The organism is Kribbella sp. NPDC050470 (genome assembly GCF_044458365.1).
Taxonomy (GTDB): Bacteria; Actinomycetota; Actinomycetes; order Propionibacteriales; family Kribbellaceae; genus Kribbella.
Genome location: NZ_JBITHV010000014.1, coordinates 91,849 through 105,992 on the forward strand (window position 1 = coordinate 91,849; position 14,144 = coordinate 105,992).

Genomic DNA, 14,144 nt, shown 5'->3' on the forward strand with positions numbered 1-14,144 from the left:
TCGTCAGGGACGCCTGCGTTTCGGCGGGAACGTGTAGGAGGGAAGGGGTGGCGTTGGGGGTTCGGCGAGGGTTCTGAGGGCGGCTTCGGGGCGGTCGGTGATGATGGCGTCGACGCCGATGTCGCGGCAGTGGCGGACGTCGGCATCAGCGTTGACGGTCCAGACGTGGACCTGGTGGCCGTGCTTGTGGGCGCGATCGACGTACTCCGGGTGTGCGGTGACGATCTCCAGGCTGGGGCCGGCGTAGGAGACGCCGGTGGGCAGGGAGCCGTCGCGGAAGCGGAGCGGGACGCGGTCCATCAGCAGGACGGTGCGGAGGCTGGGCGCCATCGTGCGCAGGCGGCGCAGGGACAGCCAGGAGAAGCTCATCACCCGGGCCGGCGACTCGGTGCCGACCCTCGGGTGCGCCCACCCGTAGCGGTCGAGGGCCTCGATCAGGCGACGCTCGACCAGTCCGGCGTACCGGGTCGGGTGCTTGGTCTCGATCGCCAGCTCGACCGGGCGGCCGGCGTCGCGGACCGTGGACAACAGCTCGTCGAGCGTGAGCACCTTCCGCATGTCCGGACTCGGCAGCTCGGCCTCGTCGTCGAGGTCGGCCCACGGGTTCTTCCAGGAACCCCAGTCGAAGGCCTCCAGCTCCTCCAGGCTCATCGTGGACAGCACGCCACGGCCGTTGGAGGTGCGCTCGATCCGGCGGTCGTGGACGCAGACCAGATGCCCGTCGGAGGTGAGCCGGACGTCGCACTCGAGCCCGTCGGCCCCGGCCTCGACCGCTCGGCGGTACGCCGCCAGGGTGTGCTCAGGACTGGTGTCACTGGCACCGCGATGGGCCACCACGCGCGGGCCCTGGCTGGACATCATCTGCCCCATGTGACCAACTCTGTCACGGGCCCAAGTCACCAAGTCACGCAGGCACGCCGACAGCGGAAAACGATTGCTCACGACCGCTTGACGCCGTCGCGAGCATGGGCGCATGGAGATGCGACCGGGACCGTCGACGGGGCGCCGGGCGGCGAGTTCGAGCCCGGGCAGCAGGTGGTCGCGATGATGGGCGGGATGGGCCGCGAGGACAGCGCTCGGGCCCCGCCACCTGACGGGGCCCGAGGCAACTGTCAGGCCGATACCTCCGCTGCTTCCGCGGGAGCGGTCCGCCCGGCGGGCCGCGCGAGACCGTAGTGCTCGCGGAGCGTGGTTCCTTCGTAGTCGGTGCGGAAGAGACCACGACGCTGCAGGATCGGGACGACCTCGTCCACGAAGGCGGTCAACCCGGACGGCAGTACGGCGGGCATGATGTTGAACCCGTCGGCCGCGTCCGCGTCGAACCAGTCCTGGATCGCGTCCGCGACCTGTTCCGGCGTACCGCTGAAGGTTCGGTGCCCGCGGCCGCCACCCAGCCGGCCGATCAGCTCGCGCACGGTCAGCTGCTCCCGCCGCGCCAGCGTGACGATCAGCGTGTAGCGGCTCTTCGCGCCCTCGATCTCGTCCTCGTCCGGCAGGTCGGCCGGCAGTTGCTGGTCGAACGGGAGGTCCTCCGGCTTGACCCGCAACGTCCGGGCCAGCTGCAGCCGCGCGTACTCGGGCCGGATCAGCTCGTCCAGCTCACGTTCGAGCCGCAACGCCTCCTCGACCGTCCCGCCGATCACCGGCACGATCCCCGGCAGGATCTTGATCGTGTCCGGGTCCCGCCCGACCGCGGCCGTCCGCGCCTTCAGGTCGCGGTAGAAGTCCTGCGCGTCCGCCAGCGTCTGCTGGGCCGTGAAGACCGCCTCGGCGTACCGGGCGGCCAGGCCCTTCCCGTCCTCCGACGAGCCGGCCTGGACGATCAGCGGGTGCCCCTGCGGCGATCGCGGCAGGTTGAGCGGCCCGCGGACCTGGAAGTGCCGGCCGACGTGGTCGATCGGCACCACGCGGTCGTTCAGCGCCCAGACGCCGGCCTCCTTGTCGGCGATCGGAGCGTCGTCCTGCCACGAGTCCCACAGCTTGTAGGCGACCTCGAGGAACTCCGCGGCTCGGTCGTACCGCTCGGCGTGTGCCGGCTGGTCGGCCAGGTTGAAGTTCTTCGCGGCCTCCGGACCCGCCGTGGTGACCACGTTCCAGCCCGCACGCCCGCCACTCACGTGGTCTACGCTCGCGAACCGCCGGGCCAGGTTGAACGGCTCGTTGTACGTCGTCGACGCGGTGGCGATCAGCCCGATGCGTGAGGTGACAGCAGCGATCGTGGTGAGTAGGACCGTCGGCTCCAGCGAGCCCGCCGGACGACGGCCGACGTCCCCGAACAGCACCGGTGAGTCGGCGAAGAAGATCGAGTCGAGCTTCCCGCGCTCGGCGATCTGCGCCAGCTGCTGGTAGTGCGCCACCGACGTGTTCGCGAACGGGTTGCTCTCCGGCAGCCGCCAGGACGCCTCGTGGTGCCCAGTGCTCATGAGAAACGCGTTCAGGTGCAAGCGCTTGCTCACAACGAAACCCCCAATGCATCGAGAAGGCGAGTCCGGACAGCGGCGAACCCGGGGTCGGACGGGCTACGTGGGGTACTCAACGAAATCAGCTCCGAAGCGACGATCTTTCCCTCGTCGAGCACGATGACCCGGTCGGCCAGCACGATCGCTTCGTCGACGTCGTGCGTGACCAGCAGTACGGCGGGCTGGTGCGCGGCGCACAGCTTCCGCAGCAGGACGTGCATCTTCAACCGCGTCAGCGCGTCCAGTGCCCCGAACGGCTCGTCCGCGAGCAGCAGCTCCGGCTCGCGGACCAGCGACCGCGCCAACGCGACCCGCTGCTGCTCACCACCGGACAACTCGTTCGGCCACGCCTTCTCACGTCCGGCGAGCCCGACCTCCGCCAGGCTCTCCCGGCCGCGCTCGTCGGCGGTCCCCAGCCCGAGTACGACGTTGTCCAGCACCCGTGCCCACGGCAACAACCGCGAGTCCTGGAAGACGACGGACACGTTCGTCGGTACGACGAGCTCACCGGACCCGTCGACACCCGAGTCCAGCCCGGCCAGTGCCCGCAGCAGCGTGCTCTTGCCGGAGCCGCTCTTCCCGAGCAGGGCAACGAACTCGCCGGGCGCGATGTCCAGGTCGACACCGTCCAGGACGGCGCGGTCGTCGTACCGCCGTACCAGGTCCCGAACTTGGACGGCAGCGGTCAGGAGTCCAGTGTGCGGCGCCATGAGAGGGCCTTCCTTTGGATCAGGCGGACGGCGCCGTCGGACAGCAGGCCGAGGATGCCGTACAGGACCAGGCCGACGATGATGATGTCGGTCTGCCCGTACGTGCGGGCCAGCTCCATCATGTAGCCGATACCGCTGGTGGAGTTGATCTGCTCGACGACGACCAGCGACAGCCAGGCGCCGGTGACCGCGAACCGCAGGCCGAGCAGGAACCCGGGCAGCGCGCCCGGCAGGACCACCCGGCGGACGAAGTCCCACTGCGACAACCCGACGGTCTGGGCGAGCTCGACGTACCGGGCGTCGATCGTGCGCAGGCCGTTGTGGGTGTGGATGTAGATCGGCACGAAGACGCCGAGCAGGATGGTGACGATCTTCATCGACTCGCCGATGCCGAGCCACAGGATCAGCAGCGGCAGCAGGGCCAGTGACGGGATCGCCCGCTTGATCTGGATCGGCCCGTCCAGGACCGCCTCGCCGAGCCGGGACAGGCCGGAGATCAGCGCGAGTACGACGCCCAGCACGATGCCGAGACCGAGTCCGACGAAGGCCCGCTGGGTGGAGGTCCACAGGTTCGACTGCAGCCGGCCGTCGGCGATCAGGTCGCCGGCGGTGGTGACCACGGTCCAGGGCGCCGAGAGCACCCGTTCGTCGAGCCAGCCGGTCGCCGACCCGATGCTCCAGATCACCAGCAGCAGGACCGGCCCGAGAACAGCGCCGCCCTTGATCGGCTTCCCCGGTCCGAGCCGGCGACGGCCTACGACGGGAGCCCCGGTCACCTCCTTCGGGCGCAGGCCGGGCAGGGTGGTGGCACTCATTTGGCGGCTCCCTTGATCGCGTCGGCGGCGACGGTCTGGAAGCGCAGGTCGTACAGGTCCTTCGCCTGGATCACCGGGTTGCCGGTCTCCTTGGCGAGCAACTCGATCGTCTCCTGCTGACGCTGGATCGCGTCACTCCAGTCGGCGCTGATGTCCGGGTGACCGGCGTTCTCGACCAGCCACTGGCCGTCGGCCTCGGTCAGGCCCTGGTCCTTCACGTAGTACCCCGCGACCCATTCCTTGGGGTGCTTGTCGATCCACTCCTGGGCGGCACCCCAGGCAGCGACGTACGCGCGGATCGCGGCAGCCTTGCCCGAGTCCTCGAGCGACTCGGTAGCCACGTACAGGTGACCGGCGTCGTCGCGCAGCCCGTGCTGGATCGTGGTCGCGCCGTCCTTGCCGTACTTGGTCAGGTACCGCTTGATCTGCACACCGCCGATCGGGGCGACCTCGACCTGCTTGCCGGCCAGCGCCTGCGAGTACACGTCGCCGGTGCTGGGCAGCTCGACCAGCTTGACGTCCTCCTTGGTCAGCCCGGCCTTCTTCAGCACCTTGAGGATGAGCGCGCCCTGCGCTTGACCCGGGCTGTAGGCGATCTTCTTGCCGCGCAGGTCCGCCAGCGTCTTGACCGTGGTGCCCGGGGCGATGCCGAGCTGGTAGATCGGGTGGTCGAGCGCGTCCTGGCGGAACTTGGAGGCGACGATCTTGACGTGCAGACCGGTCCAGGTGGCGTGGATCGGCGGGATCTCCGCGACCGAGCCGACGTCGAGCGCCTTGGCCCGGAACGCCTCGGTGGTCTGCGGACCGCCGCTGAGGTTGGCGAACTGGACGAACTTCGACACCTTGCCGGTCTGGCCGGACAGCTCCAGCGCCTTCTGGGTGGTGGGATCGCCGACGACGATCTTGACGCCGTCCGGGACGGTGGTCGGCAGCGCGGCGTCGAGAGCGAGCTCGGCGCCGCCACCTCCGGCCTGAGCGTCTCCACCGCAGCCGGCGACCAGGGCGACGGTGGCGGCTGCTGCGGCGAGTACGGCGAACTTGCGGGACCTAGACATGGTGGGCCTTCGTGTGCGGAGTGGCGGTGGCGTAGCGGCCGTCGTGGTACAGCAACGGCTCGTGCTCACGCCGTTCGGAGTGAGTGGTCAGGCGGGCGACGACCAGGTAGTGGTCGCCGACGGCGAATCGATGCTCGACCTGGGCGCGCAGGAAGCTCGGCGCCTCGTCCAGCACCGGCTCACCGGTGCGCAGCCGGGACCAGCGGGTCGGCTCGGCGAACCGGTCGATGCCGCTGGTGGCGAACCGGCCGGCGATGGACTGCTGGTCGGCGGACAGGAAGTTGATCACCAGGCCGTCGACCTTGCTGACGGTCGGCCAGCTGGACGCGCTGGTGGCGATGGCGAACGAGACGAGCGGCGGCAGCAGGCTGACCGAGACCAGTGAGGTGGCGGTGAACCCGGCCGGCCCGTGGCCGGCGTCCGCGGTGATCACCACGACACCGGCGGCGTGGCGACGGAAGACGGACCGGTAGACGTCGGCGTCGACGGTCCGCTCCTCCAGGCGGTCGGGTACTACGGCCAGGGCAGGACGGTTCAAGGCAGGTACAGACATGTCTCTCCCTCGGAACGGGGCAGGGACGACCGGCAACAGCCGGACGGGGTGTGGAGGCGGCTTCAGACAGGCCTCGTACGGCGGATGACCGCCGGGGACAACGGGGTGACTAGAGCGTGTAGTCGGTCACCGACAGGTGGCGCTCGCCGTCCGCAGAAGATCGATGACGCGACGGCGGGTGAGCAAGGTCGTCGTCATGTCAGCAATCTTGGCACTAAAGTCTACTGAGTAACTGCACAATCTCGGGATCCGGACTCACACCCCCTGGGGCAGATGCGTTCTACTGGCGTGATGGCTCCGGAGAAGGTCTCGCTGCCGCCGTTCCAGGCGCTCGTCGACGCGCACTGGCAGGACGTGGCACGGCTGGCGCGTGCGCTGGCCGGGCCGGTCGACGGCGACGACGTGGCCCAGCGCGCCTGGGAAAAGGCTTTCGCCGCCTACCCCGGGCTCACCTCGGCGAAGAACCTGCGCAGCTGGCTGCTGACCATCACGGCCCGCTGCGCGACCGACGTACACCGGGCCCGAAGACCACAGAGCCCGCTCGACGAGGCCCCGCCGATCGCGGTCGCCGGCCCGGACGCCGCGGACTGGCCGGACCCCGACCTCTGGCACGCCGTCAACCAGCTACCCGAACGCCAACGCTTCGCCGTCACGCTCAAGTACGTCGGCGACCTGGACCACCACGGCGTGGCCGCCGCCCTGGACACCACGCCTGCCGCGTCGCGGCGACTCGTCAGTGACGCGCTCGCGACCTTGCGCACCAAACTCGGAGTGAACGATGACTGATCTCGAGAGCCGGCTGGCCCGGCTCACCGCACCGGACCTCAAACCACCGGTCTTCCCGACCGCGGACGTCGCCTACACCCTGCACGACACCCCGATCGGCACCATGCTGCTCGCAGTCGCCGAAGGTCGCGTCGTGGCCAGTTCGTTCGGCGACGAGGAAACCATGACCAACCGCCTCGCGAAGGCCGTGTCCCCGCGCGTACTACGGCAGCCCCGGGCGCTGGACGACGTACGGCGGCAACTGGACGAGTACCTGTCCGGTCGGCGGCACGCGTTCGACCTGGACGTGGACCTCGCGCTGGCGACGCCGTTCCAGCGGCTCGTGCTGACCGACCTCCCGTCGCACACGAGCTACGGGCGGACGACGACGTACGGCGCGGTTGCCGGCGACATCGACCGGCCGAAGGCGGCCCGCGCGGTCGGTACGGCGCTGGGTGCGAACCCGGTCTGCGTCGTACTGCCGTGCCACCGGGTGATCGGCGCGAACGGAGCCCTCACCGGGTACGCCGGCGGGCTGGACGCGAAACGATTCTTGCTGAATCTCGAAGCAAAAAACTGACTTTTCACGCGCCGGCCAGAAAGCATTTACACTCGAAGAACAAAGGAGCAGATCCCCAGTGTGGAGTGGGGATCTGCTTCTTGTTTTCCCTTGCCTGGAAGGAATCCGGGCGCGGTGAATCAAATTCCTGACGTGTCAGTCGTTACCGGGCTGGTGGATCTCCAGGATCAGCCGGCGACGGCCGCCCCAGTCCCGCTTGTACACCTTGTAGTCCTCGATTCCGGCAGCCGCGCACAAGCGCCCGTAGCTGGCCTCGTCGTGGATGAAGTGCACGCTGCTGGCGCCGAAGTGCTCGGTGGTGACGATCCGGTGCTCCGGTCCCTGGCGCATCCCGTTGGCGATCTCGGCCGCCGTCGCCGGACCCCAGACCGGGCCCTCGATGATGGCCATCCCGCCCGGTTTCAGCACCCGGGAGATCTCGCAGATCGTGGACACCTGCTCGTCCTCGGCGAACAGCTCGTGGAACGCGGTCCACAGGCAGATCACCGCGTCGAACGCGTCCCACTTGTACGGCAGGTCGGTCATCGAACCGATCGCCCAGTCGATCTGGAGCTCCTCCTCGGCCGCCTTCGCCCGGCCGGCCTCGACCAGGTTCGGCGAGATGTCCAGCGCTCGCACCACCTTCCCGGCCCGGCGCAGCGGTAGCGCGATCCGGCCGTACCCGCAGCACAGGTCGAGCACCGACACACGGCCCTGGAGCACTTCCTCGACGGCCTTCACGGTCGCCGCGTCCCGCTCGGGCGTGGTACGCGCGGCCAGTCCGTCGGCCCCCAGTTCCGCGTACTCGGCCCGGCTGCGCAGTGCGGAGTTCAGCATTGCGCAAGTATCCCGGTTACTCCGGGTCAGTTGTCCAGCGGTCGGCGACCGATCCGGCCGAGCAGCACCGCGGCCAGCATCGACACGATGATCGAGGTGTACGTCGCGCCGAGCCAGGTCGGCACCGGCTGGTCGTTGAACACCCACTGCTGGACGTCGGTCCAGAACGGCGACCAGCCCTTCACCGTGCCCGGATTCACCAGCTGGTAGGCGACGAAGCCGATCAGCCAGGCGAGCGCGGGCTGCCAGCGGAAGCGCGCCGTACCGGAGACGTCCCAGTTCATCTTGCTGACCACGAAGAAGTCCGCGATCGCGACCGCGAACAGCGGGACGAAGACCGAGCCGATCAGGTAGAGGAACTGCGTGTAGTTGCCCAGGTCAACCATCAGGGCGAGGCCGGTCGCGAGCACGCCGATCGCGATCGAGATCCAGCGCCGGTCGACGTGGCCGATCAGGTTGTGCGTGGCCATCGTGGTCGAGTAGACGTTCGCGTACGCCTCGTCGACCTCGTCCACCAGCAGCACGAACAGCGCGATCGCACCGGCCGGCAGCGTGACGAGCGCGGTGATCACGTCGGTGCTGTTGGTCCCGAGCGTCGCGACGGCGAACACACCGAGGGAGTAGTACACGATCGCCGCGATGCCGTAGCCGAGCGACGATCCGGCAAAGGCAGCCTTGTTCGTGCGCGAGTGCCGCGTGTAGTCGGCGGCCAGCGGCGCAAACGACACCACGCCGGCGGCAGCCAGGTCGACAGCCGGCCAGAAGCCGAAGACGCCGTCCTGCGGGAGGTCCTGCACCGGCTTGCTGAGCACCTGCACGAACAGGTAGACCGACGAGATCAGCACCAGCCAGACCATGAACTTTCGCAGCACCTTCACGCTGCCGAGCGGCCGGACCGCCATCACCGTCGCGATCACTCCGGCCAGTACGACGAACAACCAGCGCCAGCGTTCACTCGTCACCGCCACCGCGGCCTGCGAGATGACGATGATCTCCATCGTCGCCCAGCCGACGTTCTGCGCGATGTTCAGCACGGTCGGCGCGATCGAACCGCGTCGGCCGAACAGGCCGCGCAGGCAGGCCATCGCCGGCGCACCGGTCTGCGAACCGAACACGGCCGCGCCGCCGAGCACCAGCGCACCGATGCCGCAGCCGACCACGACCGCGAGCAGGCCCTGGGCCAGCGAGCCCGTGTACGCCGCGACCAGCGCACCGGTCACCGGACCGAACAGAGAGATGCCCAGGTTCCCCCACAGGGTGAACTGGTCGAAGAAGCCGAGCGTGCGCGGCGCGTCCGTGGTGAGGACGAGCGGCGCCTCGGTCCGCTTGGCAGGACGAACAGCAGTACTGGTCATGGTGACCCGCTCCCTACGCCGGCATTACCCGGTCAGGTTCAGGCGGTCGGCGACCGGCGTCGCCCTCTCAGCCCGCGCGTCGTGCGAGCTCCCGCATCGGTTTTGCTACCGCGTCAACGATAGCGCTTCAGGCTGGGTTGGGTGCAGCCGCTGCCCGCTGGATGAGAGCGGCCAGCTCCGGGCCGTTGGTCAGCACCGGCATGTGCGAGCCGGTCGACAGGGTGCGGCACTCACAGTGCGTGAGCTCGGCCAGCCGGTCCGTCCACTCGGCCGGGGACAGGTGGTCGTGGCGGCAGCGCACGATCACGATCGGGGCCCGCACCCGGGTGATGATCCCGGCCAGGTCGTGGCGACGGGCCGCCTCGACCGCGCGGGCGATCGTGGCGAACGTCGTACGCGCGTACTGCGGAAACAGCGCCGGGATCAGGCGCGGTGATTCCGGGACGGCCGAGCCCAGCCAGCGGGCGACCAGGTCCGGCCAGCTCGCTGCGCGCACGTCCCCGGTCGGCGCGATCAGGACCAGGGCGTGCACGAGCTCGGGGAAGGCGACCGCGGTCTCGACCACGACCTGGCAGCTGGCCGAGTGCCCGACGAGCACCGACCGCTCCCGGATCTTGTCGGCGACCGCCGTCCCCAGGGCTTGTGGCCGGAGGTCGTCGCCGCGCCCGGCGGGTTCGCCGTACCCGGGCAGGGTGACGATCCGGTACGGCGTGGTGAGGTGCTCGACGGTGGGTGCGTACGACTTGGGCCCGAGGCCGAGACCCGGGACCAGGACGACCGGGATGCTCACTCCCAGGGCGGGCGGGCCGACGCGGCCTGGACGACCGGGTTGGACACGTCCGGCTTCAGCTCGCGGTAACCGAGAAGGAAGCCGGCGGCAAGGATCAGCAGGCCGATCCCGCCCCAGCCGTAGGCCGTGGGCAGCCGGTCGAGCGAGTCGTCGATCGCGCCCATGCCGGTCGACAGCACCATCCCCGCCCAGATCAGGATCGGCACCAGCGAGACCCCGACCAGGAGCAGGCCGCCCAGCTCGGGGGGCTCGATGTCGCGGCCGACCTTGCGGCGGGCGAGCACGTCGCGCGTCCACATCACGATCGCGGCCGCGCCGACCAGGAGCAGCAGCAACTGGCCGATCGTGTCGATGACGTCGGTCCGGAGCGGGTGATTCAGCGGTGAGCCTGGCGCCTGGGAGATCTCGCGCAGGGCGACCCTCTGGACCGACAGGACGAGCAGGCCGTAGACGGCGGCGATGATCGTGGCGAGCAGCAGGACGCGGGCCGCGCGCGGATCACGGGGTGCGACCGGAAGCTCGCGGCCGTACTGCGGCAGCTCGCGCTGCTGTGGATGCGCGGCGGGGCCGTAGGGGCTGCCGGGGCGGTAGTTCGGCGGCTGCGTGTACCCGCCGGGCGGGGCTTGCGGCGGCGGTGCCTGAGGTGGGGCGCCGTACTGGCCGGGTGGGGTGCCATAAGGCTGCGGCTGGGCGTAGTGGCCCGGCTGCTGCTGGCCGGGAGGCGGGGCGCCGTAGCTGCTGCCGCCGTACGGCGTCGGCGGGGCGTAGTGGTGCTCCTCGGCCGGCTGCTCCGGTTGCTCACCGCGGCCGTACGTCGGGAAATCCTGTGACGACATCGCTGCTGCCTCCCCTCGGGCCCAGCCTCTCACGAACGAGGGTTTCGCTCAGGTCGTACGGCCTCAGGTGGCCTTGATCGTCGGCCAGGCGTTGGGCAGGCAGCCGGCCAGGCCCTTGGTCTGCTGCATCATCACCGGCGCCGGCGTCTTCGCCTTGCTGCAGGTGGAGTGACCGTGACCGAGCGCGTGCCCCACCTCGTGGTTGACCAGGTAGTTGCGGTAGAGCGCGACGTTCCCGGAGTACGCCGGGATCGCGTACATCCAGCGCTTCGCGTTCAGCACGACCCGGTCCTCGACCCGGCAGGACACCTCACCGCCGGTGTCGAGCGGCAGGCACAGCTTGTCGGTCAGCGTCGGCGTCGCCAGGATGATCCGCAGGTCGGCGTCCACCTTGTCGGTCCGCTCGAAGTTCACCGGGTGGATCGCCTGCCACCCGCGCGCGTCCGTCAGCGTCTTGTGGATGATCTGCGCGACCGCCGCGCCGTTGACCGACAACCCCTGCTCGATCTCCACCCGGTACGTCAGCTTGTCGCGGATCCCGCTCGCCTTGTCGAACCCCGGCACGACGGCCAGCTTCCCGCTGGACACCGAGTAGTTCGGCTTCGCCTGCTTCGGCGGCCGCGTCAACGTCGGCGCCGGCCGCTGCGGCGTCGTGAACCTCTGCGTCGGCGTCGCCACCGGCGTAGGCGTCACCACACTCACCGGCATCTCAGTAGCCGAAGCAGCCACCCCCGCCACCACCTCAGCCGCCAGACTCCGCTGATTAGTAGCGCCCGGATGTGCCACCACCACAGTCCCCAGCACCGCCAAAGCAGTCACCGAAAACCACTGCGCCTTGTACGACTTCTTCCGACTGTGCCGCCCACCCCGCCGCGTCCGCACAGGCGCATCCCCACGCCGCCCGGTCCGCGCCCTCGTCACGACGATCCACCCTACCCACCCCCCACCACCTCCCGAAACCCCAGTTCCACCCCATCCCCCACAAACGAACCAAAGGCAGTGACCGGAAGGAGGTCGCCGGCACCATGGATGCGGCCCACATCACAGCGCCAAGGAGCCGCCCCCGGAGTTTTCGGCCACGGCGTAATGCAGGCGAACGGAGCCGCCGGTGTCGGTGTGCACCGCGAGCAACTGCAATGGGGTCGGGGACTCGCCGACGGCGAGCGGCGGCCCGTCCATCACCGATGGGGTGCCGAGTCCGCCGATCAGAGCAGGCGCCAACGTCAGGTGCAGTTCGTCGAACAGACATGCTCGCAAGAGTGCGCCGTTCAGTCCGCCGCCGGCGTTCGACAGCACGCAACTGATGCCGAGCTCGGTGCCCATTGCGGCGATTGCTTCTGTCAGGTCGACGCGGTCTTCGCCGACGACGAGGTAGCAGATGCGTTCGCGTCGGAGGTAGCCGAGGTAGTCGGCCGGAGTCGACCGCGCCACCAGGACCAGCACGTCCCAGTTCTCATGCTTCTCGGTCCAGCGCACGCGCCCGCGGCTGTCGACGACGGTGAACCACATGTGCGGCGGGGATGGTTGTCCGGTGATGTCCGGTGGGAGGAAGTGCTGGTAGAGGCCGGCGGTGTCACCGTCGAAGGTGGGCAGCTCTTCCGGAACCTCGTCCTCGGTGACCAGGCTGCCGCTGCCCTCCAGGATCGCGTTGCAGCCGTACTGCTGTCGGAGCACCTCGAGGATGTCGAGCGGAACCGGATCGGCAGCACGCGGCGTCATCGCGGCCCACAGATCCGTGCTCGGCTGGTGCATCAACAGCGCGTCCCGGGTGAGAGCAACCTTCCCGTCGGCACTGGCGTCCACCTTGACCACCACGCGCGGTCGCTTCTCCATCACAGCCCCCTTCGGCTCGCTGGACGGCGCGCACCAGATCTATCAGCGACCACCGACAACGCGCCGGCGCGCTCGGACAGTTGGTTCCCGGGTCAGCGCCGGCCCCCGTAGTCGAGCGCGCGCGACGGAGGAGCGCGCAAGTGCGGGCGGCAGCACGCAGATGGCGCGCGGAAGCGCGCAGACGGCGGGCGATAGCACGCAAGGGGCCGGCGGGAGCCTGGCAAGGGGTGCACCGGCGGTAGCCGGGGGGTGGGTGGGAGCGGGCGTAGCGGTCGCGACGTAGGAGCGGCTGCGTAGCACGCGTGGGAAGGTTCTTCAGGCTGTGCGGGTTCGGAGGAATTTGCCGAAGTGGGGGACGGTGAAGGCTACGGTGCCGCGTTCGGCGGAGAAGACGAGGCCTTTCTTGATGAGGCCGTCGCGGGCGGGGGAGAGGGACTGGGGTTTGCGGTTGAGGGTGCTGGCGACTTCGGCGGTGGGGACGGAGCCGTCGCCGACGCCGATGCCCAGTTCGGCCATGGCGCGCATGTACTCGCGTTCGGCGGGGGTCGCGCGTTCGTAGCGGGAGCCGAAGAAGCCGACGGTGAGCTCGGCGGAGGCTTCGGGGGCGGCGACGGCGACGTCCTTGATGGTGATCGGGGAGGTGGGGGCGTGGTCCCAGGTGGCGTGCGCGAAGGCCTGGACGAAGTACGGGTAGCCGTCGGTCTGGGCGTACAGCTCGTCGAGCGCCTCCTCGTCGTACTGGACGCCCTCGCTCTCGGCGGGGATCATCAGCGCGCGGTCGCACGCCTCGCGGGCCAGGCGGTCGACGCGGATGTAGCGGAAGAGCCGCTCGGAGTACGACTTGCTGGCCGACAGTACGGCGGGCAGATGCGGCAGACCGGCTCCGACGACGACCAGCGGCGCGCTCTGCTGGGAGATCTCGTGACAAGCCGCGCACAACGCGGACAGGTCGTCGGCGGAGATGTCCTGCATCTCGTCGATGAACAGCCCGACCCCGACGGACAGGTCGCCGGCCAGGTCGGCCGCGTCGGAGAACAGTTCGATCAGGTCCATCTCCAGGTCGCCCGAGTCCGCCCGGCCCTTCGCCGCGGCCACCTCGACCGGCGGATGCCAGCGGATCCCCTTCCGGTCCTGAGCTCCGGTCCGCAGCGCGAAGGCCTTCAGTACGGCGCTGAACTCGTCGACCCGCTCGTCGTCGCGGTGCCGGTGGCCGAGCTCGCGCATCGCGGTGTGGATCGCCTGCGCGATCGGCAGCCGGATGCTCTGGTCCGGCCGGGCCTCGATCTTCCCGGTGCCCCAGGCGCGCTTGATCGCCTGGCTCCGCAAGGTGTTGAGCAGCACCGTCTTACCCACACCCCGGAGTCCGCTGAGCACCAGGCTCCGCTCCGGCCTGCCTGCCGCGACCCGCTCGAGGACCACCTCGAACTGCCGCACCTCGGTGTCGCGTCCGGCCAGCTCAGGCGGCCGCTGACCGGCGCCGGGCGCATAGGGATTCCGGATCGGATCCATGCATTTCACTGTATGGCCGCGTCTAGCGTTTTCCTTAGATATCGGTAGCGATCGGGAGAGCGTGTCGT

The 14,144-nt window shown here is 69.6% G+C and carries 15 protein-coding genes and 1 riboswitch; of the genes, 2 read left to right on the plus strand and 13 right to left on the minus strand.

The features are described 5' to 3' along the window. Positions 1-3: 3 nt before the first annotated feature. The 6 genes from ACIBGM_RS37625 to ACIBGM_RS37650 form a co-directional block, all read right to left on the minus strand. A complete protein-coding gene (locus ACIBGM_RS37625; protein WP_360522724.1) occupies positions 4-870 on the minus strand; it encodes a glycerophosphodiester phosphodiesterase in 867 nt (288 codons plus the stop codon). A gap of 242 nt (positions 871-1,112) precedes the next feature. Then, positions 1,113-2,456 carry an LLM class flavin-dependent oxidoreductase gene (locus tag ACIBGM_RS37630; RefSeq protein ID WP_396388253.1) on the minus strand — a complete coding sequence of 448 codons (1,344 nt, stop codon included), beginning with the start codon at positions 2,454-2,456 and terminating at the stop codon, positions 1,113-1,115. Next, on the minus strand, positions 2,453-3,169 hold the full coding sequence (locus ACIBGM_RS37635) for an ABC transporter ATP-binding protein (RefSeq protein WP_360522730.1): 717 nt from the start codon (positions 3,167-3,169) through the stop codon (positions 2,453-2,455). Before ACIBGM_RS37635 ends, ACIBGM_RS37630 begins: the two co-directional genes overlap by 4 nt. Then, positions 3,145-3,984, minus strand: a complete 840-nt coding sequence (locus ACIBGM_RS37640; protein ID WP_360522733.1) for an ABC transporter permease — start codon at positions 3,982-3,984, stop codon at positions 3,145-3,147. Before ACIBGM_RS37640 ends, ACIBGM_RS37635 begins: the two co-directional genes overlap by 25 nt. Then, positions 3,981-5,039 (minus strand): ABC transporter substrate-binding protein, encoded by a 1,059-nt coding sequence (locus tag ACIBGM_RS37645; RefSeq protein WP_360522736.1) that lies wholly within the window; start codon positions 5,037-5,039, stop codon positions 3,981-3,983. Before ACIBGM_RS37645 ends, ACIBGM_RS37640 begins: the two co-directional genes overlap by 4 nt. After that, a complete protein-coding gene (locus ACIBGM_RS37650) occupies positions 5,032-5,592 on the minus strand; it encodes a flavin reductase family protein (RefSeq protein ID WP_360522739.1) in 561 nt (186 codons plus the stop codon). Before ACIBGM_RS37650 ends, ACIBGM_RS37645 begins: the two co-directional genes overlap by 8 nt. A gap of 291 nt (positions 5,593-5,883) precedes the next feature. Between ACIBGM_RS37650 and ACIBGM_RS37655 the strand changes: the two genes are divergently transcribed. Further along, positions 5,884-6,378 (plus strand): RNA polymerase sigma factor, encoded by a 495-nt coding sequence (locus ACIBGM_RS37655; RefSeq protein ID WP_396388254.1) that lies wholly within the window; start codon positions 5,884-5,886, stop codon positions 6,376-6,378. Continuing rightward, positions 6,371-6,937 carry a methylated-DNA--[protein]-cysteine S-methyltransferase gene (locus tag ACIBGM_RS37660; RefSeq protein ID WP_360522745.1) on the plus strand — a complete coding sequence of 189 codons (567 nt, stop codon included), beginning with the start codon at positions 6,371-6,373 and terminating at the stop codon, positions 6,935-6,937. The genes ACIBGM_RS37655 and ACIBGM_RS37660 overlap by 8 nt, the downstream gene beginning before the upstream one ends. 135 nt (positions 6,938-7,072) lie before the next feature. On the opposite strand, the gene ACIBGM_RS37665 is transcribed toward ACIBGM_RS37660, so the two are convergent. The 7 genes from ACIBGM_RS37665 to ACIBGM_RS37695 all read right to left on the minus strand — a co-directional run bounded on the left by ACIBGM_RS37665 (position 7,073) and on the right by ACIBGM_RS37695 (position 14,076). Next, positions 7,073-7,753, minus strand: a complete 681-nt coding sequence (locus ACIBGM_RS37665) for a class I SAM-dependent methyltransferase (protein WP_396388255.1) — start codon at positions 7,751-7,753, stop codon at positions 7,073-7,075. Between the two features lie 26 nt (positions 7,754-7,779). Further along, a complete protein-coding gene (locus ACIBGM_RS37670; RefSeq protein ID WP_396388256.1) occupies positions 7,780-9,108 on the minus strand; it encodes a purine-cytosine permease family protein in 1,329 nt (442 codons plus the stop codon). After that, positions 9,102-9,213, minus strand: a riboswitch (TPP riboswitch). Its footprint overlaps the gene before it by 7 nt. Before the next feature lie 22 nt (positions 9,214-9,235). Then, the gene (locus ACIBGM_RS37675; RefSeq protein ID WP_360522754.1) at positions 9,236-9,898 is read right to left on the minus strand and encodes an alpha/beta hydrolase; all 663 of its coding nucleotides are present in this window, start codon (positions 9,896-9,898) and stop codon (positions 9,236-9,238) included. Further along, entirely contained in the window at positions 9,895-10,734 is an 840-nt protein-coding gene (locus ACIBGM_RS37680; RefSeq protein ID WP_360522757.1) for a hypothetical protein, read from the minus strand. The genes ACIBGM_RS37675 and ACIBGM_RS37680 overlap by 4 nt, the downstream gene beginning before the upstream one ends. 63 nt (positions 10,735-10,797) lie before the next feature. Continuing rightward, positions 10,798-11,442: a DUF3152 domain-containing protein gene (locus tag ACIBGM_RS37685; RefSeq protein ID WP_396388257.1), complete on the minus strand. Its 645-nt coding sequence runs from the start codon at positions 11,440-11,442 to the stop codon at positions 10,798-10,800. 333 nt (positions 11,443-11,775) lie between these two features. Continuing rightward, entirely contained in the window at positions 11,776-12,567 is a 792-nt protein-coding gene (locus ACIBGM_RS37690) for a RibD family protein (protein ID WP_396388258.1), read from the minus strand. Positions 12,568-12,882: 315 nt separating this feature from the next. Next, positions 12,883-14,076 (minus strand): ATP-binding protein, encoded by a 1,194-nt coding sequence (locus tag ACIBGM_RS37695; RefSeq protein WP_360522769.1) that lies wholly within the window; start codon positions 14,074-14,076, stop codon positions 12,883-12,885. Positions 14,077-14,144: the final 68 nt, after the last annotated feature.